We start from the raw sequence: 23,240 nt of genomic DNA on the forward strand, positions 1-23,240 counted from the left end.
GCCGTGGCAACTTTCCTGTATCGAGTGGGCCGTCTGGCCTTCCGGCGACGCTGGTACGTCGCCCTGGTCTGGGCGGCCGTGCTGGCCGCCGTGGGGCTCGGCGCCCTCAAGGCGCCGGGGGCCGTCGACGAGGAGTTCTCGATGCCCGGCATCGAGTCCCAGAAGGCGTTCGACCTCATGGAACAGCGCTTCCCCGGCGCCACGGCCGACGGGGCGACCGCCCGGGTCGTCTTCATCGCGCCGGGCGGCGGGAAGGTGACCGCCGCCGAGAACAAGGAGGCCATCGAGAAGGCCGTGACCGGCCTGGGCGACGGCACGCAGGTCGCGAGCGCCGTCGACCCGTTCCAGGCGAGGACGATCAGCAAGGACGGCTCGACCGCCTTCGCGACCGTCACCTACAAGGTCAAGTCCACCGACCTCACCGACGCCAGCCGGACCCAGCTGGAGCACACCATCGAGGGAGCCCGGGACGCCGGGCTGACCGTCGAGGCGGGCGGCACCGCGCTGGCCGCCGAGGGCGGGCCGGGCGGCATGGCCGAGGTGATCGGCGTCGCGATCGCCGCCGTCGTGCTCCTCGTCACCTTCGGCTCGCTGGCCGCCGCCGGGCTGCCCCTGCTGACCGCCGTCATCGGCGTCGGCGTCAGCATGGCCACGATCCTCGCCCTGGCGAGCGCCCTCGGCCTGTCCACCACCACCGGCACCCTGGCGATGATGCTGGGCCTCGCCGTCGGCATCGACTACGCCCTGTTCGTGGTGTCCCGCTACCGGGAGGAGCGCGCCAAGGGCAGTACGCCGCAGGAGGCTGTCGGCATGGCCGTCGGCACGGCCGGGTCCGCGGTGGTCTTCGCCGGGCTCACCGTCGTCATCGCGCTGGCCGGGCTCGCCGTGGTCGGTATCCCGATGCTCACCAAGATGGGCCTGGCCGCGGCGGGCGCGGTCGTCGTCGCCGTGCTGATCGCGCTGACCCTCGTCCCGGCGTTCCTCGGCTTCTGGCCGAACGCGGTGCTGCCGCGCCGGTCCCGCAAGAGCGGCCGGATCGAGGAGAGCACCGGGACCAACGGCGGCGCCCGCTGGGCCCGGTTCGTCCTGCGGCGCCCGATACCCGTCCTGCTCCTCGGCGTCGTCGGCCTCGGCGCCCTCGCGCTGCCCGCGGCCGACCTCCAGCTGGGCATGCCCGGGGACGAGGCCAAGCCCACCTCCACCACCGAGCGCCGGGCCTACGACGCGCTCGCCGAGGGCTTCGGGCCGGGCTTCAACGGGCCGCTGACCATCGTCGTGGACGGCAAGGGCGCCGCCGACCCCAAGGGGGCCGCGGACTCGATCGCCCAGGAGATCGGCGCCACCAAGGGCGTCGTGTCCGTCTCCCCGGCGCGCTTCAACACCGCCGGCGACACCGCCGTCTTCTCCGTCGTGCCGTCCACCGCGCCGACCGACGAGAAGACCAAGACCCTGGTCACGACCATCCGGGACGAGCGGCCCGGCATCGAGTCCGGCACCGGCGCGAGCTACGAGGTGACCGGCAGCACCGCGATGAACATCGACATCGCCGAGAAGGTGCAGGCCGCGCTGGTCCCGTATCTGATCGTCGTGGTCGGTCTGGCGATCGTCCTGCTGCTGGTGGTCTTCCGGTCGCTGCTCGTCCCGCTCAAGGCGGCCCTCGGCTTCCTGCTGTCGGTGCTGGCCTCGCTCGGCGCGGTCGTCGTGGTCTTCCAGCAGGGCCACGGCGCGGAGCTCCTCGGTGTGGAGCAGACCGGCCCGATCATGAGCCTGATGCCGATCTTCCTGGTGGGCATCGTCTTCGGCCTGGCGATGGACTACGAGGTGTTCCTCGTCTCACGGATGCGGGAGGCGTACGTCCACGGCGAGTCGTCCGCGCAGGCGGTCACGTCCGGCTTCCGGCACAGCGCCCGCGTGGTCGTGGCGGCGGCCCTGATCATGATCGCGGTCTTCGCCGGTTTCATCGGCGAGAGCGACTCCATGATCAAGATGATCGGGTTCGGGCTCGCCTCCGCCGTCCTCTTCGACGCCTTCGTCGTACGGATGGCGATCGTGCCGGCCGTGCTGGCCCTGCTCGGCGACAAGGCGTGGTGGCTGCCGAAGTGGCTGGACCGGGCGCTGCCCCGCGTGGACGTGGAGGGCGAGGCGCTGAGCCGCCGGCCCGGGACGGATCCGGCCGCGGACACCGCCCCCGATCTGGAACCGGCGCGCACCTGACCCCACCCCTCACCAGGGCCGCCCGTGGCGAAGGACACGGGCGGCCCCTCGGGCTTTCCCGCCCGGAGTCGACCACGATGGTCCCCAGCCCCACCGACCGGAGAGCCCGATGAGTATCAGCCTGGAGCGGCGCTACGCCGATCGCCTCGAGGAGTTCTCGGCACGCCACACGTTCCTCGTCGATCTGGTGATGGGCCTGGCGCTGATGGGCTGCGCGGCCCTCGGCGGTTCGCTCACCATGCCCGGCGCCGCCCCGCCGGACCAGGACAAGACCGCGACCGTCCTCATGGGAGTGGCCTGCCTCGTCCTGCTCAAGCACCGCACGCACCCGCGCACCGCCGTCGTCGTGGCCGGGGTCTCCACGGTGGCCGCGGTCGCGCTGGGCTACCTGGTCACGCCCCTGCTGCTGGCCCCGGTCATGGCGGCGCTCTACTGGCTGGCCGCGCTCACCGACCGCAGGTCCATCCGCGTCTACGGCCTCACCACCCTGGTGGCGTTGACGCTCGCGGCCGTGTTCTCCGACTCCATGAACCATGTCTCGCTGGTGCTCAGGACGATCGGCCCGGTCTTCTGGCTGATGCTGCCGCTCGCCGCGGGCAAGACGACCCAGCTGCGGCGCGCCTACCTCCAGTCGGTGCAGGCCCGCGCCGAACACGCCGAGCGCACCCGGGAGGAGGAGGCCCGCCTGCGCGTCACCGAGGAGCGGATGCGCATCGCCCGGGAGCTCCATGACGTGGTCGCGCATCACATGGCCCTGGCCAACGCCCAGGCCGGCACTGCGGCACACCTCGCCCTCACCAGCCCCGAGCAGACCAAGAGGATCCTCACCGACCTGACCGGCACCACGTCCTCCGCGCTGCGGGAGCTGAAGGCCACGCTCGGCCTGCTGCGTGACAACGACGACGACCCCGGCTCCCCGGGGCTGGAACCGTCCCCGGGCCTGGCCCGGCTGCCCGAGCTGGTCGCGGCGTGCGAGTCGGCGGGCCTTCAGGTCACCGTCACGACGGAGGGGGAGCCGGAGCAGCTCTCACCGGGGGTGGATCTGACGGCCTACCGGATCGTGCAGGAGGCCCTCACCAACGTCGCCAAGCACGCCGCCGCCGAGGCCGCCCACGTCCGCCTCGTCTATACCGGCTCCCGCCTGCTGATCGCGGTCGTCAACGACGGCCCCAGCAAGCCGGAGGCCGCCCAGGGCCGCGGCTTCGGCGTGGTGGGCATGCGCGAACGCGCCCACTCCATCGGCGGCGAGCTGTGCGCCGGCCCCCGCCCGCAGGGCGGTTTCGAGGTCACCACCGCCCTGCCGCTGCAACCCTCCCCCGACCTCGCGGAAGGAACCACGCCATGACCATCAGGGTGCTGCTCGCCGACGACCAGGCCCTGCTGCGGGCCACGTTCCGGATCCTCATCGACTCCTGCGCGGACATGGAGGTGGTCGCCGAGGCCTCCGACGGCGCGGAGGCGGTGGAGCTGACCCGCGCCCACCGCCCCGACATCGTCCTGATGGACATCCGCATGCCCGGCACCGACGGCCTCGCCGCCACCGCGGCCCTCTGCGCCGACCCGGAGCTGTCCGCCACCCGGGTCCTCATCCTGACCACCTTCGAGACCGAGGACTACGTCGCCGAGGCCCTGCGCGCCGGTGCCAGCGGCTTCCTCGGCAAGGACGTCACCGCCGACACCCTGCTGACCGGCCTGCGCACGGTGGCCTCCGGCGAGTCCCTCCTCTCACCGGCCGCCACCCGCTCCCTCATCACCCGCTTCCTGCTGGCCCCCGCCCCCGGCACCCATCTGGCACCGCCGGAACGCCTCGCCGACCTCACGGTCCGCGAGCGCGAGGTGATGGCCCTGGCCGCGGACGGCCGGTCCAACAGCGAGATCGCCGAGGACCTCACGGTCAGCCCGCTGACCGTGCGCACCCACATCCACCGGGCCATGACCAAACTGGGTGCCCGCGACCGCGCGCAACTGGTCGTCATCGCCTACCAGACGGGCCTGGTACGGGCGACGCCGCCCGCGGGGTGAGGGGGGCGGGCGGCTAGGGCCTGCCGTACGTCGCCACCATGATGGTCTCGGCCACCTTGTTCATGTCCTGGCCCTTGGCGTCGGTGGAGTTGACGCTGTAGACGAGGGTGCGGGAGCCACCGCGGGTGCCGGCGATGGCCGCGTTGTACCCCCAGCGCCCGCCCGTCTTGCCCCACACCTCGCGGCCGCCCAGCACCTTCATCGAGAGGCCGACGGAGTACGCGGCCGGCTTCCCGGTCTTGGAGTCGGTCACCTTCGGCAGGGTGAACATCTCGTCCAGCAGCGGCCCGCGCACGACCCGGCCCTGGAACAGGGCCTGGGTGAACCGCTCCAGGTCCGCCGTGGTCGACACGATGTCCCCGGCCGCCCACCCGTCCGTCGAGCCCCACACGGACACGTCGCGGAGCCCGACCGTGCCGTCGTCCAGCCGCATCCTCTGGTAGCCGTGGTTGTGCGGCCCGACGATCCGCGGGTTCGCCCCCGGGAAGTAGGTGTCACACAGCCCCAGCGGCTTGAGCACCCGCCGGGCGACCTGACGCTCGTAGGAGTCATCGGTGACCCGCTCGATGATCAGACCGGCGATCGTGTAGCCGATGTTGAGGTAGTGCTGCCGCTCGCCCGGCGCGAACTCCGGTGCCTTCGACGTCGCCGAGCGGACCATGTCCCGGGGGTCGTGGATCTGGAAGCGGTTCGCGTACGCCTCCTCGACCGTGGTGCCGGGGAAGTCGGGGGCCGGGATGCCGTGCGTGTGGTTCAGGAGCTGCCGGACGGTGACGCCCGCGTACGACGCCGGGATCAGCTCCGGCAGATACGAGCGGGCACTGCGGTCCAGGTCCAGCCGGCCCTCGGAGGCCAGTTGCAGGGCGACCGCCGCGGTGAAGACCTTGGTCACGGAACCGGCGCGGAAGCGGGCGGCGGGGTCGGCGGGCCGGTTGGTCCGCAGGTCGTGCACGCCCGAACTGCCCTGCCAGGTGCCCTCCTTGCCGCCGACCCGCACGAGCGCGGCGGTCGCGTCGGCCGTGGGCAGGCCGGCGATGGCGGTCTCCAGGGCGGTGTCGGGGGACTGCGCGGACACCACGGCGGTCGGGGCGGCCGGGCCGGACGCGGCGGCCGGGACGACCGACGGCCCCGCCACGACCACCCCCGCGACGAGCACGGCGGCCAGTAAACGGGTACGGGTCATGGTCAACTCCGTTGATCGGAACCGGTGTTCTGGACGGTTCCATCCTCCGGACCCGAGGCGCCCGGCGGATCGCCCCCGCGGGCGGTTCCGGGGCGTCAGTTCCTCGCCGACGCGGGGGAGGAACCGGCCGGGCCGGGTCCCCCGGGCGGGGGATCACCGGCCGCGATCAGCCCCGACTCGTACGCGCAGATCACGGCCTGGATCCGGTCCCGCAACCCCAGCTTCGCCAGCACGTTGCCGACATGCGTCTTCACCGTGTGGTCGCTGACCACCAGCTCGGCGGCGATCTCGGCGTTCGACAGGCCCCGCGCGAGCAGCAGCAGCGTCTCCCGCTCCCGCCCGGTCAGCACGTCCAGACGGGGATCGGGGCGACGGGGCCGGGCGGCGGCGGGCCGTGTGTACTGCTCGACCAGACGCCGGGCCACGGACGGCGCGAGCAGCGAGTCGCCCCGGGCGACGACCCGTACGGCTTGCACGAGATCGTCCCGGCGTACGTCCTTGAGCAGGAAGCCGCTCGCGCCCGCGTGCAGCGCCTCGTAGACGTACTCGTCGGAGTCGAAGGTCGTGAGCATCACGGTCCGGCAGTCGCCCAGGGCGCTGATCGCGCGGCAGGCCTCGATCCCGTCCATGCGCGGCATCCTGATGTCGAGCAGCACCACATCGGGCGCGTGCCGCCGCACCGCCTCGACCGCCTCGGCCCCGTCGCCCGCCTCGGCGACGACCTCGATGTCCGGCTGCACGTCCAGGATCATCGCGAAGCCGCTGCGCACCAGCTCCTGGTCATCGGCCACCACGACACGGATCGTCACCGCGCCACCTCCGCGGCGGCCGGTACGGGGATCGTCACGCGCACCTCGAACCCCCGCCCGTCCGCTCCCCGCCCGGTCACCGCGCTCCCTCCGTGTGCGGCGGCCCGCTCCCGTATCCCGGCGAGCCCGTGCCCGCGCCCGCCGCGGCCGGGTCGCGGCCCGTGCCCGTCATCGGTCACCCTGACATCCAAGTCACTGCTTCCGTAGGTGAGTTGTACCGCGACGGTACGTGCTCCGGCGTGCCGGACGGTATTGGTCAGGGACTCCTGGACGATCCGGAAGACGGTGGCGGCGACCGCCTCCGGCACGGGCCGGACGTCGCCCGACGTCCCGTACGTGACGTCGAGGCCCCCGGCCCGCACCCGGTCGAGGAGTGCGGGCAGCTCCGCGAGCCCCGGCTGCGGCTCGCGAGGGGCGGCGCTGTCGTCGTCACCCTCCCGCAGCACGCCCAGCATCCGGCGCAGCTGCGTCATGGCGTCCCGCCCGGTCGAGGAGATCGCGTCGAAGGCGGCCTCCGCCCGCTCGGGCGCGGCACGCACCGCCACCGGCCCGGCCTCCGCCTGCACGATCATCAGGCTCACCGCGTGGGAGAGGATGTCGTGCATCTCCCGTGCGATCCGGGCCCGTTCGCGGGCGGCGGCCTGCTCGGCCTCGACGCGGTTCGCCCGCTGACGGGCGTCGGTGAGCCGCCCGAAGACATAGGCGGCCGTGAACACGATGAGGGAGAAGGTCAGTTCACGCGCGGACCGCGTGTTGAGCCACACCCCCACCGGCACGGCGACCAGGAGCACAGCCCCGGTGACGAGCCGCTTCCGCGCGGGCGACAGGGCGGCAATCGTGTAGACGACCACGAGTCCGGTGTACGGCAGCGGCTGCCCGGGCCCGTCCGCCGCCAGCCCGTACAGCGCGTTCGCGGTCAGCACCGCGAACAGCACGGCGAGGGGAGCGCGCCGCCGCCAGACCAGGGGCAGCACGGTGAGTGTGCTCAGCCCGTACGCGCCCCAGGTCGCGGGCGGCAGCCCGGCCGCTCGCGGCACGACGAACGGCATGGTCATCGCGCCTTGCACGAGCAGCGCGATGCCGATGTCGACGACGAGCGGATTGGCCGCCGACAGCGCCCGTCCCCGCTCCCACCACCCTCGCGGATCTCCGCGTAAGCCCCCCATGCCTCCCCAAGGTAATGCGCCCTGACGGGTGCTTACGCTCCAGGCGCGCGAAAGGCGACCTGCCGGCGGGTGGCCTCGTCGATCTCGTCGAGGGTGAGGAGCGGGGTCGCCCGGGACCGCACGGCACCGCTGGCCTTGACGGTGAGGCTGACGGCGGCCATGGAGACGGTGTCGGGAAAGTCCACGATCATCACGAGGTCGTCGGCCCCGAAGGCGAAGTACATGGCCTCGACCTCCCCACCGAGACCGGAGACCACCTGATCGACGACAGCCCGCCGCCCACTGGCACCTTCCTTGAGCAGCCCCTTGGTGCCTTCGGGCGTGTACGTGGCCTGGATCAGGAATTTCGGCATGGGGCATGCCTTCCCGGGGGCCCCTCGGCCGCTACCGGCGCGGCCGCCGCATTCACTCGCCCGCGTCATACAGCCTGGCCGACGCGTCGACATGGGCCAGACGGCGGAGCGAGCTGAGGACCGCCTCGCCGAGGACCGTGCCGATCACCACGCCCTCCACCTTCTCCTCGATCGCCAGGTGCCGGTCCACGTACGCGAGATCGGCGCGGGCGACTTGTTCGGCGGCGTCGGCGTAGGTGTCGAGCAGATCGGCGAAGGCGCCATGACCCAGCCGGGCCATGGCGGCGAGGGCCTCGGACAGATCGGCGGCCGCGGGGTTCGACGGGTGGGTGCGCCAGCCTCGTCGGGAGATGAGGTCGGTGACAGCGGCACGGGCCGCCGCCGACTCGGCGTCGTCGTTCTCGCCGTCCGGCCCGCTCATGGGGCGCGCGGCGGAGCCGAGCACCTTGTGCAGCGGGCGCTCCGGGTCGTCGACGGCCGCCAGGACCTCCGCGATCTCGGCCACCTTCATGCCGCCCACATCGGCCAGGGCGCGGATCAGCTGGAGCCGGCGCTCGTGCGGTTCGCCGTAGCTGGCCTGGTTCCGGCTGGTCAGCTCGCCCCCGGGCAGCAGGCCTTCGCGGACGTAGTACTTGATCGTCGGCACCGGCACCCCGGTCTTCCGGCTCAACTCACCGATACGCAATGCCGGTTCACTCCTCGGTTTTCTGCCTGCCCGCCGCGCCGGCCCTTGCCGACCCGGCTCCCATGATAGATAGTTCAGCTATCGGATAGCGGATAGTGCTGCTATCCATTCACGGGGAGGGGTGGGCATGGTGGTGTCCTTACGTACGTCGTCCTGGCATCGACCGCTGGTGCTGTTCTCGGCCGCGATGGCGGTGATGGCGGTCGTGTCCGCGGTGGGGCTCCTGGTCGACGACCGCGTCCTCGTGGGGGCGCCGATCTGGGCCAAGCCGTTCAAGTTCGCGGTCTCGTTCGTGGCGTACTGCCTCTCCCTCGCCTGGATGCTGTCGCTCCTCCCCGGCAACCGGCGCGCGGGCTGGTGGGCGGGGACCGTCGTCGCGCTGGCCAGCCTCGTCGAGATGGTGATCATCACCGGGCAGGTCGTCCGCGGGAAGCGCAGCCACTTCAACTACGCGACTCCGTTCGACGAGGCGCTGTTCAACGCGATGGCCGTCACGGTCGTCATCCTCTGGGCCGGCACGCTCGTCGTGGCCGTGCTGCTGCTCCGGGCCCGCATCGCCGACCGGGCATCCGCCTGGGCCGTGCGCTGCGGAATCCTCCTGGCGCTGGCCGGGGCCGCCGTCGGCTTCCTGATGACCCAGCCGGCGCCCGGGCAGCGGCGCGGCGTCTCCAAGGTGGTCGGCGCGCACAGCGTGGGCGTGCCGGACGGGGGTCCCTCGATGCCGCTGACCGGCTGGTCCACCACCGGCGGCGATCTGCGGATCCCGCACTTCTTCGGCATGCACGCGCTCCAACTCCTGCCGCTGCTGGTCATGGTGCTGAGCCTCCTGGCCCCGCGGTTCGCCCGGCTGGCCGACGACCGGGTGCGACTGCGCCTCGTGCTTCTCGCCTCGGGGGCGTACGCCGCCCTTTTCGCCCTGCTCCTGTGGCAGGCGCTGCGCGGCCAGCCGCTGACCGGCCCGGACGGAGCGACGCTCGGGGCGGCCGGCCTGATCCTGCTGGCCGTCGCGCTCGGGACGTACGCATCCCTGCGGACGCCCCTTGCGCCCAGGGCCACCGACGCCGAAGCCGCTCCCGACCCGAAGGGCCTCGTGCCATGACCGGATTCCTCTTCGAGCTGTCCTTCCTGCTGGCCGCACCCGTCTGGCTGCTCATGATCTTCGCGCCGGCGTGGGGGCCGACCGCCCGCATCGCCGGGTCCCCCTTGACGGTGGTGCCGGTCCTGCTCGTCTATCTCGCGCTCGCGGTCCCGGTGTTCCCCGAGCTGTGGAGCGCGGTCAGCAGCCCGGACCTCGGCACCTTCCGCGAGCTGACGGCTCTCCCGGACGGGGCGGGGGCCGTCTGGGCGCAGGTCATCGGCTGGGATCTGCTGATCGGGCAGTGGATGTACCGGGAGGGCAGGCGGCTGGAGATCTCCGCCCTGCTGATGGGGCCGTTGCTGGTCCTCACGGTGCTGCTGTCGCCGTTCGGGTTTCTGGGCTTTCTGGGGGTACGGGCGGTGAGGGAGCGGCGGGGAGAGCCAAGGGCCGTCGCCGGCAGCCCGGTTCCGGGTCAGGCGCGGAGATAGGCCAGTACCGCCAGCACACGGCGGTGGTCGTCGGGGGCCGACGGGGGGAGGTCGAGCTTCTGGAGGATGCTCGCGATGTGCTTCGCGACGGCGATCGCCCCGGTGCTGGCGACCGTCGCCTTCGCCGTTCTGATCACCAGCGCCGTGCAGACCACCCAGAGCGCCGACACCACCCGGCAGGCCGCGGCCGTACGGGCCGGGGCGGCGGTCGTGCCTCGGGGGACACCGGGTTTGTCGGACGCCGCGGTCGCCCGGGCCGGGGGCACGGCGCTGCTGTCGACGACCGTCTACGGCGGAGAGGGCAGGGCCGCCCTGTCGGCGGCCGGGGTGTCGCCCGGCTTCGAGCAGGCGTACACGGCACCGGCACCTCGCGCGAACACGGTCGTCGTCACCGCAGCGGTGGCCGCCGCGCACGGCTGGCGGGAGGGCCGTACCGCCGTACTCACCTTCGAGGACGGCCGTGCCGGGCGCCTGCGTGTGACCGGCGTGGTGGACGACTCGATGCCGTACCAGGTGTTCCTGCCGCGCGAACTGGTACGCGCCCACGACCCGTCGGCACTGGCGGACGTCGCCTACCGCACGAGCCCCACCCCCGCCCCGCTCCCCGCCGGACTCGGCGCCGAGCAGGTGCCGGTGGCGGTGTACGCGGCCTCGGACGACGCGGAGGAGGAGCGGCTGGTGTGGCGCTTCACCCTGATCCTCGTCACCATCACGGCGGGCTACACCATGATCTCCGTGGCCTCCACCCTGCTGGCGGCCACCGCCGGCCGGACACGGGACTTCCGCGTCCTGCGCCTGTCCGGTGCGACACCGCGCCAGGTGCTGCTGACGCTCGCGGCCGAGACGTGCTGCGTCGTCACCCTGGGCGCCGCCCTGGGACTGGTGGTGGCCGCCCCCGCCCTGTTCGGCACCGCCCACGGCCTGCGCGAGGAACTGGGCCTGCCGGTCGAGTTGGCGGTGGCCTGGCCCTGGGTCGCGGGCGTGATCACCGGATGCCTGCTGGTCGCCACGGCGGCCACCGTCCTCCCGGCCCGGGCCGCCCTGCGGCGGATGCGGCGGGCGTGACGGCCCGGGAGGAGCCCCGGCCGTGAGGGCAGCGGCCGATGGCCGGGCGGAAGGCGTTGCGTGCGCCCGACCGGCGGCGACCATTCGGTCCGGCTGTGGGACGTGGCCGACCCGGCCCGTGCCGAGCCCGTCGGCCAGGAACTCACCGGTCATCTCGACACCGCCACCACCGTCGCGCCCAGCCCCGCGGCGACGCCCTCGCCCGGGCCGACGGGGTGCGGCTCAGGAGGTGCTGAACCTCAGCACGGCACCGTCCTCGTTGTGCGCGACGATGGTCGCCTTCAGCGAGTCGCCGAACCCCGCCTCGCCGCCGGTGCCACCGAGTTGCATCACCGCGCCGTCCGTCCGGAAGGTGACGTGGTCGTCCGCGACGGAGACACGCACCTTCCTCCCGTTCGCCGTGATGTCCGCCGTGGAGGTCACCAGGACCTCGCACCCGCCGTCCGAGCAGGCCGCGTAGTTCTTGCCGTCCGCCGCCTCGGGCAACGGGCCGGAAGGGTCGGGCGCGGGCGTGTCCGCATCGCCGGACCCCTCGCCGGGCTTCCAGCCCGGGGCGCACTGCTCGGCCTTCCGATACGCGGCCGCGAGTCGCGGATCCTTCATGGCCAGCGCGGGCAGGTCCGGCTTCGGCGGGGTGAGGGTCTGCACCTGCTTGTCGACGTCCGCGGCACTGTCCCCGGCGTCCTCGAGGCCCACCGCCGGTGACACCCCTTCGAGTTTCGCCGCGACACCGCTCACCTTTTTCCGCAAGGCATCGAGCATCCGGTCGGCCGCGGGAACGCCCGACGGGCCGAGGTCCTCCAGACTGCTCTGCACCCTGTCCACCGCCGACGGTGTGCTGGAGAGATAGCCGAGGGCGGTGGCCCCGGCGACGAGATCCCCCTCGCCCGCGCCCCGGATCTCCTTCAGATCCGCGGCGCTCTCCGCCCGCAGATCATCGAGGGCGATCGTCGACTCGCAGACACCGCCCGCCCACGTCACCAATTCCCCGGACGGCGGCCGAACCTGCGTGGACGAGGCCGATTTCCTTCCGGCCGAGCCGTCTGCGTCACCGGCCCCACCGCCCCCACACCCCCCGACGGCCAGCACCAGCCCGGCGACCACGACCGCGACGCTCCCTTTGTTGCCCATCCGACGACCCCTCTCCCTGTCACGACCCGTCTCCCCTGAACAACGCGGTGGGCGGCCGTTGGTGGTGGTACGTATTCCGCAAGTGAATTATTCATGGGATTTCAAGCCCAATTCCCTTCCGTCTCTGGCGAATCTCCCGTCCGTCGAAAAAGAATTCGAGCAAGGTGGGATTCCGTCAATAAGGGCAACCAATGCTTTCCGGACTTTATTCGCCGGTGAAACCACGAAATCGTTTCGCCATATCTACGATCGCTGGCTATGACCGACACTTCTCGGGACAGCTCCGCCACCCGTGCGCGCTGGCAGACCTGTCTCCGGCTCGCCCGCGAACTGCTGCTCGTCGGGCCGGACGGCAAGGACCTCAAACTCGACTATCTGCACACCCTGATAGACACGGGCCGCCTCGGCCCCACCCATCACCCGCGCAAGAAGATCCTCGTCATCGGCGCCGGAATCACGGGCCTCGTCGCCGGGCGATTACTCAAGGACGCCGGCCACGACGTCACCATTCTGGAGGCCAACGCCAGCCGGGTCGGCGGGCGCGTCAAGACGTTCCGGGCCACCAAGCACCACCAGCCCTTCGACGACCCGGCCCAGTACGCCGAGGCCGGTGCCATGCGGCTGCCCGACTTCCATCCGCTCGTCCTCGCCCTGGTCGACAAACTCGGGCTCGGCCGCCGCCAGTTCTACAACGTGGACGTGGACCCCGGCACGGGCAGCGGCCCCGACGTCCCCGTGCCCCCGGTGACGTACTCCTCCTTCACCGGCCGGACCTGGACCTACGGCGACGACAGCCCCGACTTCCGCGAGCCCGACAAGCGCGGCAACTCCTGGATCCGCGTCAACCGCGTCCAGGTGCGGCGCTCCGACTACGCCGCCGGGCCGGAACGCGTCAACGAGGGCTTCCACCTCACCGGCGACGAAGTACGCGCCCCCGTCGTGAAGATGGTCGACGACGCGCTGGAGGCCGTGCGCGACTACTACTCCGACCTCGTCGACGGCCGGCGCGTCAACAAGCCGTTCGAGGAGTGGGTCGAGGGCTGGGCGCGGGTGATCCGCGACTTCGACGGCTACTCGATGGGCGGGTTCCTGCGCGATCACGCCGGGCTCAGCGACGAGGCGATCGAGGCCGTCGGAACCCTGGAGAACATGTCCTCGCGGCTGCATCTCTCCTTCTTCCACAGCTTCCTGAGCCGCAGCGACATCAACCCCGGCGTCCGCTACTGGGAGATACCCGGCGGCAGCTGGCGCCTGCCGCACGCCCTCCACCAGGGCCTGCGCGACGAGGTGCGGCTCGGCCACCGCATGATCCGCCTCGAGTACCACGACCCCAGCCGCGACACCGACCCCGAGGGCACCGGCGCCGTCGGATCCGACGGCTGGGGCGTGGCCGTGCAGACCGTCGCCGAGAACGATCCACAGGCCCCGCCCCGTCTGTGGACGGCGGACCTGGCGATCGTCACCGTCCCGTTCTCCGCCCTGCGCTTCGTGGAGATCGTCCCCTCGATGTCGTACAAGAAGCGCCGCGCCGTCATCGAGACCCACTACGACCAGGCCACCAAGGTGCTGCTGGAGTTCAGCCACCGGTGGTGGGAGTTCACCGAGGACGACTGGCGCGAGGAGCTGGACCGCATCTCGCCCGGGCTGTACGAGCACTACCGGCAGGGCGCGGACGCGGACACCGGTCTCACGGTCGTCTCCACGGACAACGGACCCAGCCTCACCTTCGCCGGGCTGCTCGGGGCCGCCGTCAAGGACAGCGCCGTCACGGAGGAGATGCGGCAGCTCGACAGCGCCCTGCCGCTGCGCGGCCCCGCCGTCCGACCCGCCACCCACTGCTTCGGCGGGGGCTCCGCCGCCGACAACCCCAACCGGTTCATGTACTACCCCTCGCACCGGGTCGAGGGCAGCACCGGCGGCGTCGTCCTCGCCTCGTACTGCTGGTCCGACGACGCCGCGCGCTGGGACTCCATGCGGAGCGCCGAGCGCTACGTCTACGCCCTGCGCAACCTCCAGGCCCTGCACGGCCGCCGTATCGAGGTGTTCTTCACCGGGCGGGGCGCCACGAAGAGCTGGGCCCGTGACCCGTACGCCTTCGGCGAGGCCGCCATCTACACCGCGCACCAGATGACCAGCTTCCACCTGGACGTCTCCCGGCCCGAGGGACCGGTGCACTTCGCCGGAGAGCACACCTCCCTCAAGCACGCCTGGATCGAGGGCGCCCTGGAGAGCGCCGTGCGGGCCGCGCTCGCCGTCCACCAGGCCCCGCCGGTCACCGTCCCGGGCCCGGACCGGCAGGGGGAGAGCTCGTGACCGCGATCGACCGCGGGTGCACGGTCGCCCGCTATCTCGCCCTGCGGCTGGCCGAGTTGGGCATCACCCACCTGTTCGGCGTCCCCGGCAACCACCTCGGCCCGTTCCTGACCACCCTGCGGGCCGAGGACGAGATCGAGTGGGTCGGCACCCCCACCGAGGGCGGCGCGGGCCAGGCCGCCGACGCCTACGCCCGCATCCACGGTGTGGGAGCGGTCGCCGTCACCTACAGCGTGGGCGCGTTCAACCTGCTCAACGCCTGCGGCGGCGCCTACGTCGAACAGGTCCCGCTGGTCGCGGTCAACGCCTCCCCGCCCTACGAGCAGTGGCAGAACTACCGTGCCGTCGGCCTGCTCACCTCGCACATGAGCCCCCGCGCCGAGAGCAACCTGGACGTCTACCGGCAGGTCACCGTGGACGCGCAGGTCGTCTCCCACCCGGGCCTCGCCCCCGGCCAGATCGACGCCGCGCTCACCGCCTGCCTCTCCGAGCGCCGCCCGGTCTACCTGGAGATCATGGAGGACCTCTGGGACGAGCCCTGCCCCGAACCCGAGGTGCCGCTCGTGCCCCGCGAGCGGCCGTTCAGCGCACGCAACCAGACCATGCTGGACCACGCCGTGCAGGCGATCCTGACCCTGGTCGAGGAGCACCCCGGCCCGGACGGCAGGCCCCGCCCGATCGTGTGGGCCGGCGAGGAGATCGACCGGTTCCGCCTCGGCGAGCAGCTCACCGGCCTGGTGGAGGCCACCGGCGTGCCGTTCTGCACCACCGTCGGCGCCAAGGCCGTCGTCGACGAGGACCTGCCGCAGTTCCACGGCGTCTACAACGGCCCGGCCAGCCACCCCGACGTGCACGCCGTCTTCAAGGACTGGGCCACCTGCCGCATCGGGCTCGGCGCCTGGTCCACGTCGAAGAACCTCGGCGGCGAGCAGTCCGTCGGCGGCGACTGGGTGATGGCCGCGCTCGGCGGCGTCAGCGTCGGCACCTCCTACTTCCCCGACGTCCAGCTCCGCCACCTGCTGCCCGCCCTCCAGGACGCGCTGGTGAAGGCCTACGGCTCCGGGGGCCTGACCGCCGACTACTACGCCGAGTCCTACGACCACCACGGCTCGCCGGGCGACCGCCCCGCGGCCCTCGAACAGCACCGCGCCTCCCTCCGCGCCGGCGCCGCGCGATCCCGCCACCCGGACGGGCAACGCCTCACCTACGACGGTGTCTTCGACCGGCTCAACCACTTCCTGAACCACGACACCGGGGAGGACTGGACGGTCGTCTCGGACGCCGCGTTCTCCCTCATCGGCTCGATGAACCTGTCCCTGCCGGCGGGCGGGTTCCTCTCCCAGGTCAGCTGGCTGTCCATCGGCTGGTCGGTCGGCGCGGCCACCGGCGCCGCGCTCGCCCCCGAGCGGGCGGACGCCCGCCCGATGGTGTTCGTCGGCGACGGCGCCTTCCAGGAGACCTGCCAGGAGCTCTCCACCCACACCAGGCTCGGACTCCGCTCGGTGGTGTTCGTCATGGACAACGGCCACTTCTACGGCATCGAACAGATGCTGGTGCACCCGGAGTTCTACGCGGACCGGGACGCCGCGGACGCCGACTTCTACAACGTCCTGCACCCCTGGCACTACGACCGCCTCGCGGCCGTCTTCGCCGGCGGGAAGACCCCGGCCAACGGCGTCAGCGTCACGCACCCCGCCGAGTTGGACGACCTCCTGGCCCGCCTCACCGACCCGGCCGACCCGCTCAACGCCGGACCGCTCCTGGTGCGCGTCCGGCTGCACCGGCACGACTACCCGCGGGCGATGGCCTACAAGGTTCCGCACTCATAGAGGGAGAGAAGAGAATGGCAGATCTCAACGTCCTGATCGCGTTCGACGCGGCCACGATCGTCGAACGGAACCCCAACGCGTCCCGCAACCCCGACGCGCCGACCCAGGTCGACCAGAGCCTGATCTACATGACGACCCGCCACGACCACATCGTCGGCACGTCGGGCGCCGAGCTGAACCTCCGCGCCGAACCCGGCGACACCGTCAAGTGGCGCGAGACGACCGTCTCCCTGGGCAGCGACTACAAGGCCCTGCTCTACCGCTACGTCAGCAGCGACAGCCAGCACCAGCTCATCCGCACACCGGAGATCGAGGTGATCGACGGTATATACCCCCTGCCGAAGGAGGGCAGCGAGGGCCGGCCGGAGTTCGACACCCAGCGGTACCAGGACCACTACTGGCGGACGACCGTCAAGAGGTCCGGCAAGGTCACCTACCACTTCTACTTCCAGATCCTGGACCGCCACCGCCAGTTGAAGGGGTACTTCCAGTGGGACCCCTTCATCACCATCGAGGACGCCTGACGCGTCCCCGGCCGGTCGAATCCTCCCCTCCCTGAGGGGAGGGGATTTCTGGCTCAGGCTGCCTCCTGGAGCAGCGCTCCAGGAGGTCTTGCGCCATCGGCACCAGCCGGGTTGAGACCAGCCCGGACGAGCATCACGCGTGCGGAGTTCTTGTCCCGTGAGGATGCGGTTCCGCAGGTGGTGCAGGTGTAGGTGCGCTCACCCAGCGGCAGTGCGTGCTTGGCTCTCGCATCGCAGTTGGCGCAGTCCATCGTGGTGTGCGCGGGGTGGACCAGGCGGAGAACTCATACGCGGCGTGCCCTGCGGGACTGCGCCGTCCGTACCGACCCTCAGGCGGCGCGCCTAGCGCTTCTGCGCTCTGTAGCGCTTCATCAGCGTGAGGATCCGGGCCCGGTCCGCCCGCCCGTTGAGCTCGGTGAGAAGATCGTCGGGGCACAACTCGTAGAGGTCGCCCCACCAGCGCTGTCCCCGGTTGTCCCAGATGCGATAGCCCCCGGGCACACCCCTGGCCACGTGACTTCTCCTGGCCACGGTCCTCCCACCCTCGGCTCCCCCTGGCCGACTGTCCGGATTCGGTGTTTCTCCGGAGCGGCGTTGATGGCACCCTGGCGAGCACTTCGGAACCGGCCGGCAGAGCGGAAGCGGCAGCATGATCAAGTGGATGCCCCTGGGCACCGGAGCCAGGCCCGTCCCCCAGCCGGTGGCGACCCCGCTGGTCTGGGCGGGGGCCTTCGCGGGCGCGCCGGCGCTGGTGGCGTGCCTCAACACCGTGGTGGGGCCGGACCGTCCGGAACTGGCCCTGCCCGCGCTGTCCGTGCTGGCCGCCGTGCTCGGCCTGGGTGCCCGCTTCACGGCCGCCCCCGGAACGGCCCTGCTCTGCTGGCTGTTCCTCAACGGCTTCGTCATCCCGCCCGCCGGCACCCTCACCTGGGCCGGACACCGCGACACCACGTGGCTGGCCTGCCTGTTCGCCGCCGCCCTCCTGGGCACGGCCCTGGCCCGCCTGGCCCACGCCCGCGCCGCCTACCGCCGCCTCACCCCCAGGAGCGCCCGCTACGACGGCGGGCACGGCGACGGGCCGTACGACTCCTAGTCCGGGCGGGAGAGTTCGTCCAGTTCGGCGGCGAAGAGCTGTGCGGGGTCGATTCCCATCCCCCTGAAGTGGCCCGCGAGTTCCAGGGACAGGACGCCGTGCAGCCGGGTCCAGAAGGCCAGGGCCCGGCGGAGGGCCGCGGGCTGGGCGGGATGGCCGTCCGCCCAGTCCCGGTGGTCTTCGAGGTGCGCGTCGAGCGGCGTCGCCGGGCTGTCCGGCGACAGCGCGGCGCAGGCGTCGAGCAGGGTCGCCAGGATCTCGGACGAGATCGCGGTGACGTCGTCGGGGGCGTGGTAGCCGGGGACGGGCGTGCCGTAGATGAGGAGGTACCGCTGGGGATCCTCCAGGGCCCAGCCGCGCAGGGCGTGCCCCAGCGCGGCGACGTCGGCGCCGGTTCCGGAGGCCGTGCGGAAGGTGTCGGCGAGGCTTCGGTAGGCGTCGGTGACGAGCTCGGTGATCAGCTCGTCGCGGCCGGCGAAGTACCGGTACAGCGCGGGCCCGCTCATCCCCATCCGCTTGGCGATCGCGTTGAGGGACAGCGCGGACGCCCCTGCCGTGGCGATCTGCTCCCACGCGTGTTCCTTGACCTCCGTACGCACCTGGGCGCGGTAGCGCTCGCGCGGGGTCTTCGCTCCTGCTTCAGTCACTGTTAGAGGCTATCACCAAAGTTATTGACACTCTCTCGACTGGTGAGTTACAACTTCTAACGAACGAGAAGACGGATAACCGAACATCGAGAGGGACAGTCATGGTCAGCAACAGCAACGTTCGAGGCGGCGCCGTCACGGGCCTGGTCGCGCTCGCCGTCGCCGGCGTTCTCGCGAGCACCGTCCCCGCCGCCCAGGCCGCCCCGCACGGCGGTACGTCCCAGTGCCGCGGGCGCGGCGTCGACAGCGGCGCCCTCATCCGCTACGAGGCCGACACCGTGATCAAGGCCCCGCTCAGCACCATCTGGAAGCTGCAGACCGACGTCGAGAGCTGGCCCTCCTGGCAGCCCCCGGTCACGACCATGGAGCGTCTCGACTCCGGCCGTCTGCGGAAGGGTTCGCAGTTCCGGTGGACGACCCCGGCGCCCGCCACCCCCACAACCCCCGCCACCACACTGGAGATCACCTCCACCGTCCGGGAACTCCGCGACCGTGACTGCCTCCTGTGGAGCGGACCCGCGATCGGCGAGGGGCTGCGCATCGACGAGGGCGTCCATCTGTGGACGTATCGGAAGGTGAAGGGCGGCGTGCGCGTCCACACCGAGGAGACCTGGACGGGCGCCCAGGTCGAAGCGGACGTCCCCACCGCGACGAAGGCCCTCGGCGACGGTCTCGACGCGTGGCTGCGCGATCTGAAGGCCGCCGCCGAGTCCCGCGCCGCCGCCGAGTCCCGCTCCGGCGCGGCAGACGGCCAGGAAGGTGCGCAGCAGGTTCAGGTCGGCGTGGGCGGGTAGCCGCCTGCCGGTACCGGCGGCCTCGGTCGTCCGGTTCGCCATGACGTCAGCGGAGCCGCCGAGACACACCGGAGTGTCGATGGCCGATATCGACTCTCCTACGGGTACTCCGATGGGAACCGGCTCTGGCGTCGTGGCGACGACGCGGCCGGACCATGCGGACCCACCACCCTCGAACGCGTAGGAGCACCCCATGGCGAAGATCCTTTTCCTGATGACCGGCGCCGACCACTGGACGCTGGCCGACGGCAGCAAGCACCCCACCGGCTTCTGGGCCGAAGAGGCGGTCGCCCCCTATGAGGCGTTCAAGGCCGCGGGTCACGAGATCACCGTGGCCACCCCGGGCGGCGTCGTCCCGCCGGTCGACGCGGGCAGCCTGGCCCCGGAGGCCGCAGGCGGCGCGGAGAACGCCGCGAAGATCAAGGCCGTGGTGGAGGGCGCCGCGGAGTTCCGCACCCCGCTGACCCTGGCCGACGTACGCCTCGACGACTTCGACGCGGTGTACGTCCCCGGCGGCCACGGTCCGATGGAGGACCTGGCCGTCGACACCGACTCCGGCCGTCTTCTCGCCCGGGCCGTGGAGTCCGGGCTGCCGGTGGGCGTGGTCTGCCACGGACCGGCCGCGCTGCTGGCCGCCGTGAAGGAGGACGGCACCAACGCCTACGCCGGCTACCGGATCACCGCCTTCACCAACACCGAGGAGCAGCTCGCCGGCAGCGCCGACAAGGCGAAGTGGCTGCTCGAGGACCGGCTGACCGAGGCCGGCCTGACGGTCGAGACCGGGGAGCCGTGGGCACCGCACGTCCGGGTCGACCGCAACGTCGTCACCGGCCAGAACCCGGCCTCCTCCGCTCCGCTCGCCGCCGAACTGCTCAAGAAGCTCCCCTGACACCGCACTGACGAGAGAGGGCACCCCCGAACGGCGACGGTCCCCGGCCGAGGGCGTCCCCGGCCGAGGACCTGCCCGGCGGCCGGGTGCGGATCCTGACCCAGGAGACGCGGATCGGCCGGCCCGCCGCGGCCCTGGCGGCCGAGCCCCCGAACCCGATGCTCGACGGGCACCAGGCCTGGCTGGACGGCCTCGTCACCGCCGCCTCCAAGGAGCCGCACACCCCGGGGTTCCCGGCCGTGGTCCCGGCGGACGGGTGTGCGACCGGGAGTACCGTGGAGGTACCGAGAGCCCTTCGCGCACCGGCCCCGACACCGGTGCCGCCCTCGGCGACCGACGACCCCGGGTCGGGTCCCCCGTGCCCGGAGCAGGGTTTGCCTCATGACGGTGCACGTTCCGGTCGCGCCGACGACCACAGAGCTTCCCGGGCGGCAGGCCGTCCCCGACCGGCGAGACCGGCTGAGGCCGCGTCCGCCGAGGCCGGAGCGGGGCTCCTCGCCCCGTGAAGGCGCCCGTGTCCGCGAGCTGACCCGGTGTCAGGTCGAGGACCGGCTGGGGGAGCTGGGCGATCTGTACGCGGACACCTCCGGCGGCGGCCCGTGGGCGTGGAACGAGGCCCGCGGCGCCTTCCTGCGACGGCTGGCGGCCGACGCGAGGCGACCGGGGTTCTCGCTGCTGATCGCCGAGACCACCGCCCTGACCGGGTGCGCCTACGGCTTCCCCGTACGCGGCGACGGGCCCTGGTGGGAGGGCTTCGACGGATACCTCCCGGGGAGCCTGCTCCGTCTCGCGGGCTCCGGGCGGCTCTTCGTGGTCTGCGTGATCCTCGTCCAGCCCTGGGTGCGCAGACAGAACCAGGACCGTGCCTGGAACCTCGCCCGGCGCCTCCAGAGGCGGCTGCTCACCGACCACGGCGCCACCGCCGGTGTCACGCTGGTGAACCGCTCCGACACCAGGACCGTCGAGGCGCTGCGGTCCTGGGGGTGGCGGTGCCTCGACGGCGACACCCCGACCACCCTGCCCCCGGGTCCGTTCCGCGTCCTGGTCCTCGGGACCTGAGCACCACGCCCCCCGTCACCGCAGTCACGGCATCGGCAGCCGCAGGGCCAGGAGGGCCACGTCGTCGGTGCTGCCGGGCGGCATACGGGCGAGCAACTGGTCGCACAGCATGTCCAGCGGTGCGTCGGCGAGCGCGAGGGCATGGCGGCGCAGCCGGCGCAGGCCGGTGTCGAGGTCGCTGCCGGGGATCTCGACCAGGCCGTCGGTGTAGAGCAGCAGGGTGGAGCCCGGCGGCAGCTCCTGCGTGGCATTCGGCCGGTCCGCGCCGGTGCCCAGGTGGGCGCCGAGCAGGAGTCCCTGTCCCGCTTCGAGGTACCGGGCGTCTCCGCCGGGGGTGAGGAGGAGCGGCGGCGGATGGCCGGCGCTGGTCCACCGCAGCGTCCACGGGCCGGTGTGGGGATCGCCTTCGACCCGGGCGAGGACGAGCGTGGCCAGGGGGACGGTGGTGATCGCGGGCATGGCGTCGTCGAGCCGGTCGATGACGGCGCCGGGCGGTCCGATGTGGTCCCAGGCCAGTGAGCGCAGGACACCGTGCAGTTGGGCCATCCCGGCGGCCGCGGTCAGGTCGTGGCCCACGACGTCGCCGATGACCAGCGCGAGCGTGCCGTCCTTCAGCTCGAACGCGTCGTACCAGTCGCCGCCGACCTGGGAGCCCGCCGGTGCGGGCTGGTAGCGGGCGGCCAGCAGCAGCCGGCCGGGCTGGGGCAGCGGGGCGAGCAGGTTGCGCTGCATGGCCTCGGCGACGGCCCGCTGGCGGCCGAACCGCCGTGCGTTGTCGATGACCAGGCCGACCCGCCGGCCGATGTCGCTCACCACCGCCACGTCCTCGGCGTCGAAGGGGTGCGCCGGGTCGGTGCGCACCACCGTCAGGGCGCCGGTGATCCGCTGTCCGGAACCCAGCGGCACCGTGAGGGCGGAGGTCGCGCCCGCCGCCCGCAGGAAGTCGCTGTGGACGGTGGCCAGGGGAGAGCCGGGCGGTGTGGCACTCTCCGCCTCGTTCCGCAGTACGGGATCACCGCCGCTCAGCACCTGGACCAGGGGTGAACCGTCCGCCTCGCCGGCCTCGGGCAGGTGCTCACGCCTGCCCTCCAGACCGGCCTCCCGGCCCGCGGGACCGGTCACCGCGACCCGGTGGACCTGCCCGGAAGCGGCCAGGAGGTCCACCGCCGCCCAGTCGGCGAGGCGGGGCACCAGCAGGCGGCCCAGCCGGGCGAGGGCCTCGTCGGTCTCCAGGGTCTGCCCCAGGACGTCGGTGATCTCCGCGACCAGCGTCAGCCGCGCGGTGCGGTCCTCCAAGGCCCTGGTGTAGGCCGCACGTTCCCGACGCACACCCTGGTCGCCGGTGGCGTCGGTGAACAGCACGGCCATGCCCTCGACGGAGCTGTCGTCCGTCAGGGGGGAGGCGGACCAGGAGATCGTGACCAGGTGGCCGTCACCGTGCAGATAGCGGTCGCCCTCCCCGCGCGCGAAGGCCCCCTCGGCCAGCGCCTGGAGCAGGGGGCACCGTTCCCGGCGGAGCGTGCCGCCGGACGCGTCCCGGTGCAGCAGTTCGTGCGCGTCCTGTCCGCGCATCGCGGTGGCGGCACGGCCCAGCAGCCGCTCGGCGGCCGGGTTGACGGCGCGGATCCGTCCGGCCGGGTCGACCACCATCAGGGCTGTGCCCAGCTGCTCGACGACCCGCGGCCAGAGGCCCGGCTCGGCCGCCGGCCCCGACAGTCCCTGATCGCCCACACCGGGCACCGCACCCTCCACCACGCCGCCCCTCAGTCATGGCAGCCTCTCACCGAAGACCGCCGGGCGCATCAGAAACGCCGCGGTGCCCGCCTGTGTGAACGCGATGCCGATTCCGGACAGTCCCGGTTGTTACACAGGCGGGAGTACGGTGGAGAGCACGAGCA

The 23,240-nt window shown here is 72.4% G+C and carries 22 protein-coding genes and 2 pseudogenes; 13 read left to right on the forward strand and 11 right to left on the reverse strand.

All coding sequences use genetic code 11. The features are described from left to right. Nucleotides 1-3 precede the first annotated feature (3 nt). The 3 genes from OHU35_RS22260 (at nt 4) to OHU35_RS22270 (ending at nt 4,236) form a co-directional block, all read left to right on the forward strand. Nucleotides 4-2,214, forward strand: coding sequence for an MMPL family transporter (locus OHU35_RS22260; protein WP_405506565.1), 2,211 nt, complete (start codon nt 4-6; stop codon nt 2,212-2,214). Between the two features lie 109 nt (nt 2,215-2,323). Beyond that, nucleotides 2,324-3,559, forward strand: coding sequence for a sensor histidine kinase (locus OHU35_RS22265; RefSeq protein WP_405506567.1), 1,236 nt, complete (start codon nt 2,324-2,326; stop codon nt 3,557-3,559). Next, nucleotides 3,556-4,236, forward strand: coding sequence for a response regulator transcription factor (locus OHU35_RS22270; RefSeq protein ID WP_189725577.1), 681 nt, complete (start codon nt 3,556-3,558; stop codon nt 4,234-4,236). The genes OHU35_RS22265 and OHU35_RS22270 overlap by 4 nt, the downstream gene beginning before the upstream one ends. Before the next feature lie 13 nt (nt 4,237-4,249). On the opposite strand, the gene OHU35_RS22275 is transcribed toward OHU35_RS22270, so the two are convergent. From OHU35_RS22275 to OHU35_RS22295, 5 genes are all read right to left on the reverse strand, one after another. Continuing rightward, nucleotides 4,250-5,419 (reverse strand): serine hydrolase domain-containing protein, encoded by a 1,170-nt coding sequence (locus OHU35_RS22275; protein ID WP_405506569.1) that lies wholly within the window; start codon nt 5,417-5,419, stop codon nt 4,250-4,252. 95 nt (nt 5,420-5,514) lie between these two features. Then, complete coding sequence (locus OHU35_RS22280; RefSeq protein ID WP_405506571.1) at nt 5,515-6,228, reverse strand: response regulator; 714 nt, start codon at nt 6,226-6,228, stop codon at nt 5,515-5,517. Beyond that, nucleotides 6,225-7,394, reverse strand: coding sequence for a sensor histidine kinase (locus tag OHU35_RS22285; RefSeq protein WP_405506573.1), 1,170 nt, complete (start codon nt 7,392-7,394; stop codon nt 6,225-6,227). The genes OHU35_RS22280 and OHU35_RS22285 overlap by 4 nt, the downstream gene beginning before the upstream one ends. Before the next feature lie 32 nt (nt 7,395-7,426). Then, the gene (locus OHU35_RS22290) at nt 7,427-7,747 is read right to left on the reverse strand and encodes a GYD domain-containing protein (protein ID WP_189725581.1); all 321 of its coding nucleotides are present in this window, start codon (nt 7,745-7,747) and stop codon (nt 7,427-7,429) included. Between the two features lie 52 nt (nt 7,748-7,799). Next, complete coding sequence (locus OHU35_RS22295; RefSeq protein WP_189725582.1) at nt 7,800-8,432, reverse strand: MerR family transcriptional regulator; 633 nt, start codon at nt 8,430-8,432, stop codon at nt 7,800-7,802. Nucleotides 8,433-8,619: 187 nt separating this feature from the next. Here OHU35_RS22295 and OHU35_RS22300 point away from each other — a divergent pair, with 187 nt between their 5' ends. Both OHU35_RS22300 and OHU35_RS22305 read left to right on the forward strand, forming a co-directional pair. Further along, nucleotides 8,620-9,531, forward strand: a complete 912-nt coding sequence (locus OHU35_RS22300; protein WP_405509301.1) for a hypothetical protein — start codon at nt 8,620-8,622, stop codon at nt 9,529-9,531. Further along, nucleotides 9,528-9,998 (forward strand): ABA4-like family protein, encoded by a 471-nt coding sequence (locus OHU35_RS22305; RefSeq protein WP_189725583.1) that lies wholly within the window; start codon nt 9,528-9,530, stop codon nt 9,996-9,998. Before OHU35_RS22300 ends, OHU35_RS22305 begins: the two co-directional genes overlap by 4 nt. Here OHU35_RS22305 and OHU35_RS22310 read toward each other — a convergent pair. Beyond that, a pseudogene (locus OHU35_RS22310) lies at nt 9,983-10,090 on the reverse strand (DNA-binding response regulator); the annotation flags it as partial. The gene OHU35_RS22305 and the pseudogene OHU35_RS22310 overlap by 16 nt on opposite strands. A gap of 409 nt (nt 10,091-10,499) precedes the next feature. On the opposite strand from OHU35_RS22310, the gene OHU35_RS22315 reads away from it, so the two are divergent. Continuing rightward, nucleotides 10,500-11,063, forward strand: a complete 564-nt coding sequence (locus tag OHU35_RS22315; protein WP_405509303.1) for an FtsX-like permease family protein — start codon at nt 10,500-10,502, stop codon at nt 11,061-11,063. A 222-nt stretch (nt 11,064-11,285) separates the two neighbouring features. Here the strand turns inward: OHU35_RS22315 and OHU35_RS22320 are convergent, their stop codons facing one another. Beyond that, nucleotides 11,286-12,194: a hypothetical protein gene (locus OHU35_RS22320; RefSeq protein ID WP_405506576.1), complete on the reverse strand. Its 909-nt coding sequence runs from the start codon at nt 12,192-12,194 to the stop codon at nt 11,286-11,288. A gap of 258 nt (nt 12,195-12,452) precedes the next feature. Here OHU35_RS22320 and OHU35_RS22325 point away from each other — a divergent pair, with 258 nt between their 5' ends. From OHU35_RS22325 to OHU35_RS22335, 3 genes are read left to right on the forward strand one after another with little or no spacing between them, the layout of a single operon-like run. Then, a complete protein-coding gene (locus tag OHU35_RS22325; protein WP_189725588.1) occupies nt 12,453-14,507 on the forward strand; it encodes an FAD-dependent oxidoreductase in 2,055 nt (684 codons plus the stop codon). Further along, nucleotides 14,504-16,336: an alpha-keto acid decarboxylase family protein gene (locus tag OHU35_RS22330; RefSeq protein WP_405506577.1), complete on the forward strand. Its 1,833-nt coding sequence runs from the start codon at nt 14,504-14,506 to the stop codon at nt 16,334-16,336. Before OHU35_RS22325 ends, OHU35_RS22330 begins: the two co-directional genes overlap by 4 nt. A 14-nt stretch (nt 16,337-16,350) precedes the next feature. Next, the gene (locus OHU35_RS22335) at nt 16,351-16,860 is read left to right on the forward strand and encodes an inclusion body family protein (protein ID WP_189725590.1); all 510 of its coding nucleotides are present in this window, start codon (nt 16,351-16,353) and stop codon (nt 16,858-16,860) included. 53 nt (nt 16,861-16,913) lie between these two features. Here the strand turns inward: OHU35_RS22335 and OHU35_RS22340 are convergent. Beyond that, nucleotides 16,914-17,141 (reverse strand): annotated as a pseudogene (locus OHU35_RS22340) (zinc ribbon domain-containing protein); the annotation flags it as partial. Between the two features lie 61 nt (nt 17,142-17,202). Next, on the reverse strand, nt 17,203-17,373 hold the full coding sequence (locus OHU35_RS22345; protein ID WP_405506579.1) for a hypothetical protein: 171 nt from the start codon (nt 17,371-17,373) through the stop codon (nt 17,203-17,205). A 136-nt stretch (nt 17,374-17,509) separates the two neighbouring features. On the opposite strand from OHU35_RS22345, the gene OHU35_RS22350 reads away from it, so the two are divergent. Then, entirely contained in the window at nt 17,510-17,953 is a 444-nt protein-coding gene (locus OHU35_RS22350; RefSeq protein ID WP_189725592.1) for a hypothetical protein, read from the forward strand. Here the strand turns inward: OHU35_RS22350 and OHU35_RS22355 are convergent. After that, nucleotides 17,950-18,600: a TetR/AcrR family transcriptional regulator gene (locus OHU35_RS22355; protein ID WP_405506581.1), complete on the reverse strand. Its 651-nt coding sequence runs from the start codon at nt 18,598-18,600 to the stop codon at nt 17,950-17,952. The genes OHU35_RS22350 and OHU35_RS22355 overlap by 4 nt on opposite strands. Nucleotides 18,601-18,701: 101 nt before the next feature. On the opposite strand from OHU35_RS22355, the gene OHU35_RS22360 reads away from it, so the two are divergent. The 3 genes from OHU35_RS22360 to OHU35_RS22370 all read left to right on the forward strand — a co-directional run bounded on the left by OHU35_RS22360 (nt 18,702) and on the right by OHU35_RS22370 (nt 21,342). Beyond that, a complete protein-coding gene (locus OHU35_RS22360; RefSeq protein ID WP_359890899.1) occupies nt 18,702-19,394 on the forward strand; it encodes an SRPBCC family protein in 693 nt (230 codons plus the stop codon). Between the two features lie 193 nt (nt 19,395-19,587). Further along, nucleotides 19,588-20,283: a type 1 glutamine amidotransferase domain-containing protein gene (locus tag OHU35_RS22365; RefSeq protein ID WP_405506583.1), complete on the forward strand. Its 696-nt coding sequence runs from the start codon at nt 19,588-19,590 to the stop codon at nt 20,281-20,283. A gap of 381 nt (nt 20,284-20,664) precedes the next feature. Next, nucleotides 20,665-21,342, forward strand: coding sequence for a hypothetical protein (locus OHU35_RS22370; protein WP_189725596.1), 678 nt, complete (start codon nt 20,665-20,667; stop codon nt 21,340-21,342). Nucleotides 21,343-21,366: 24 nt separating this feature from the next. On the opposite strand, the gene OHU35_RS22375 is transcribed toward OHU35_RS22370, so the two are convergent. Beyond that, a complete protein-coding gene (locus OHU35_RS22375) occupies nt 21,367-23,073 on the reverse strand; it encodes a SpoIIE family protein phosphatase (protein WP_229873063.1) in 1,707 nt (568 codons plus the stop codon). Between the last annotated feature and the right edge of the window lie 167 nt (nt 23,074-23,240).

The sequence above is a fragment of the Streptomyces purpurascens genome (genome assembly GCF_045040895.1).
Taxonomy (GTDB): domain Bacteria; phylum Actinomycetota; class Actinomycetes; order Streptomycetales; family Streptomycetaceae; genus Streptomyces; species Streptomyces purpurascens.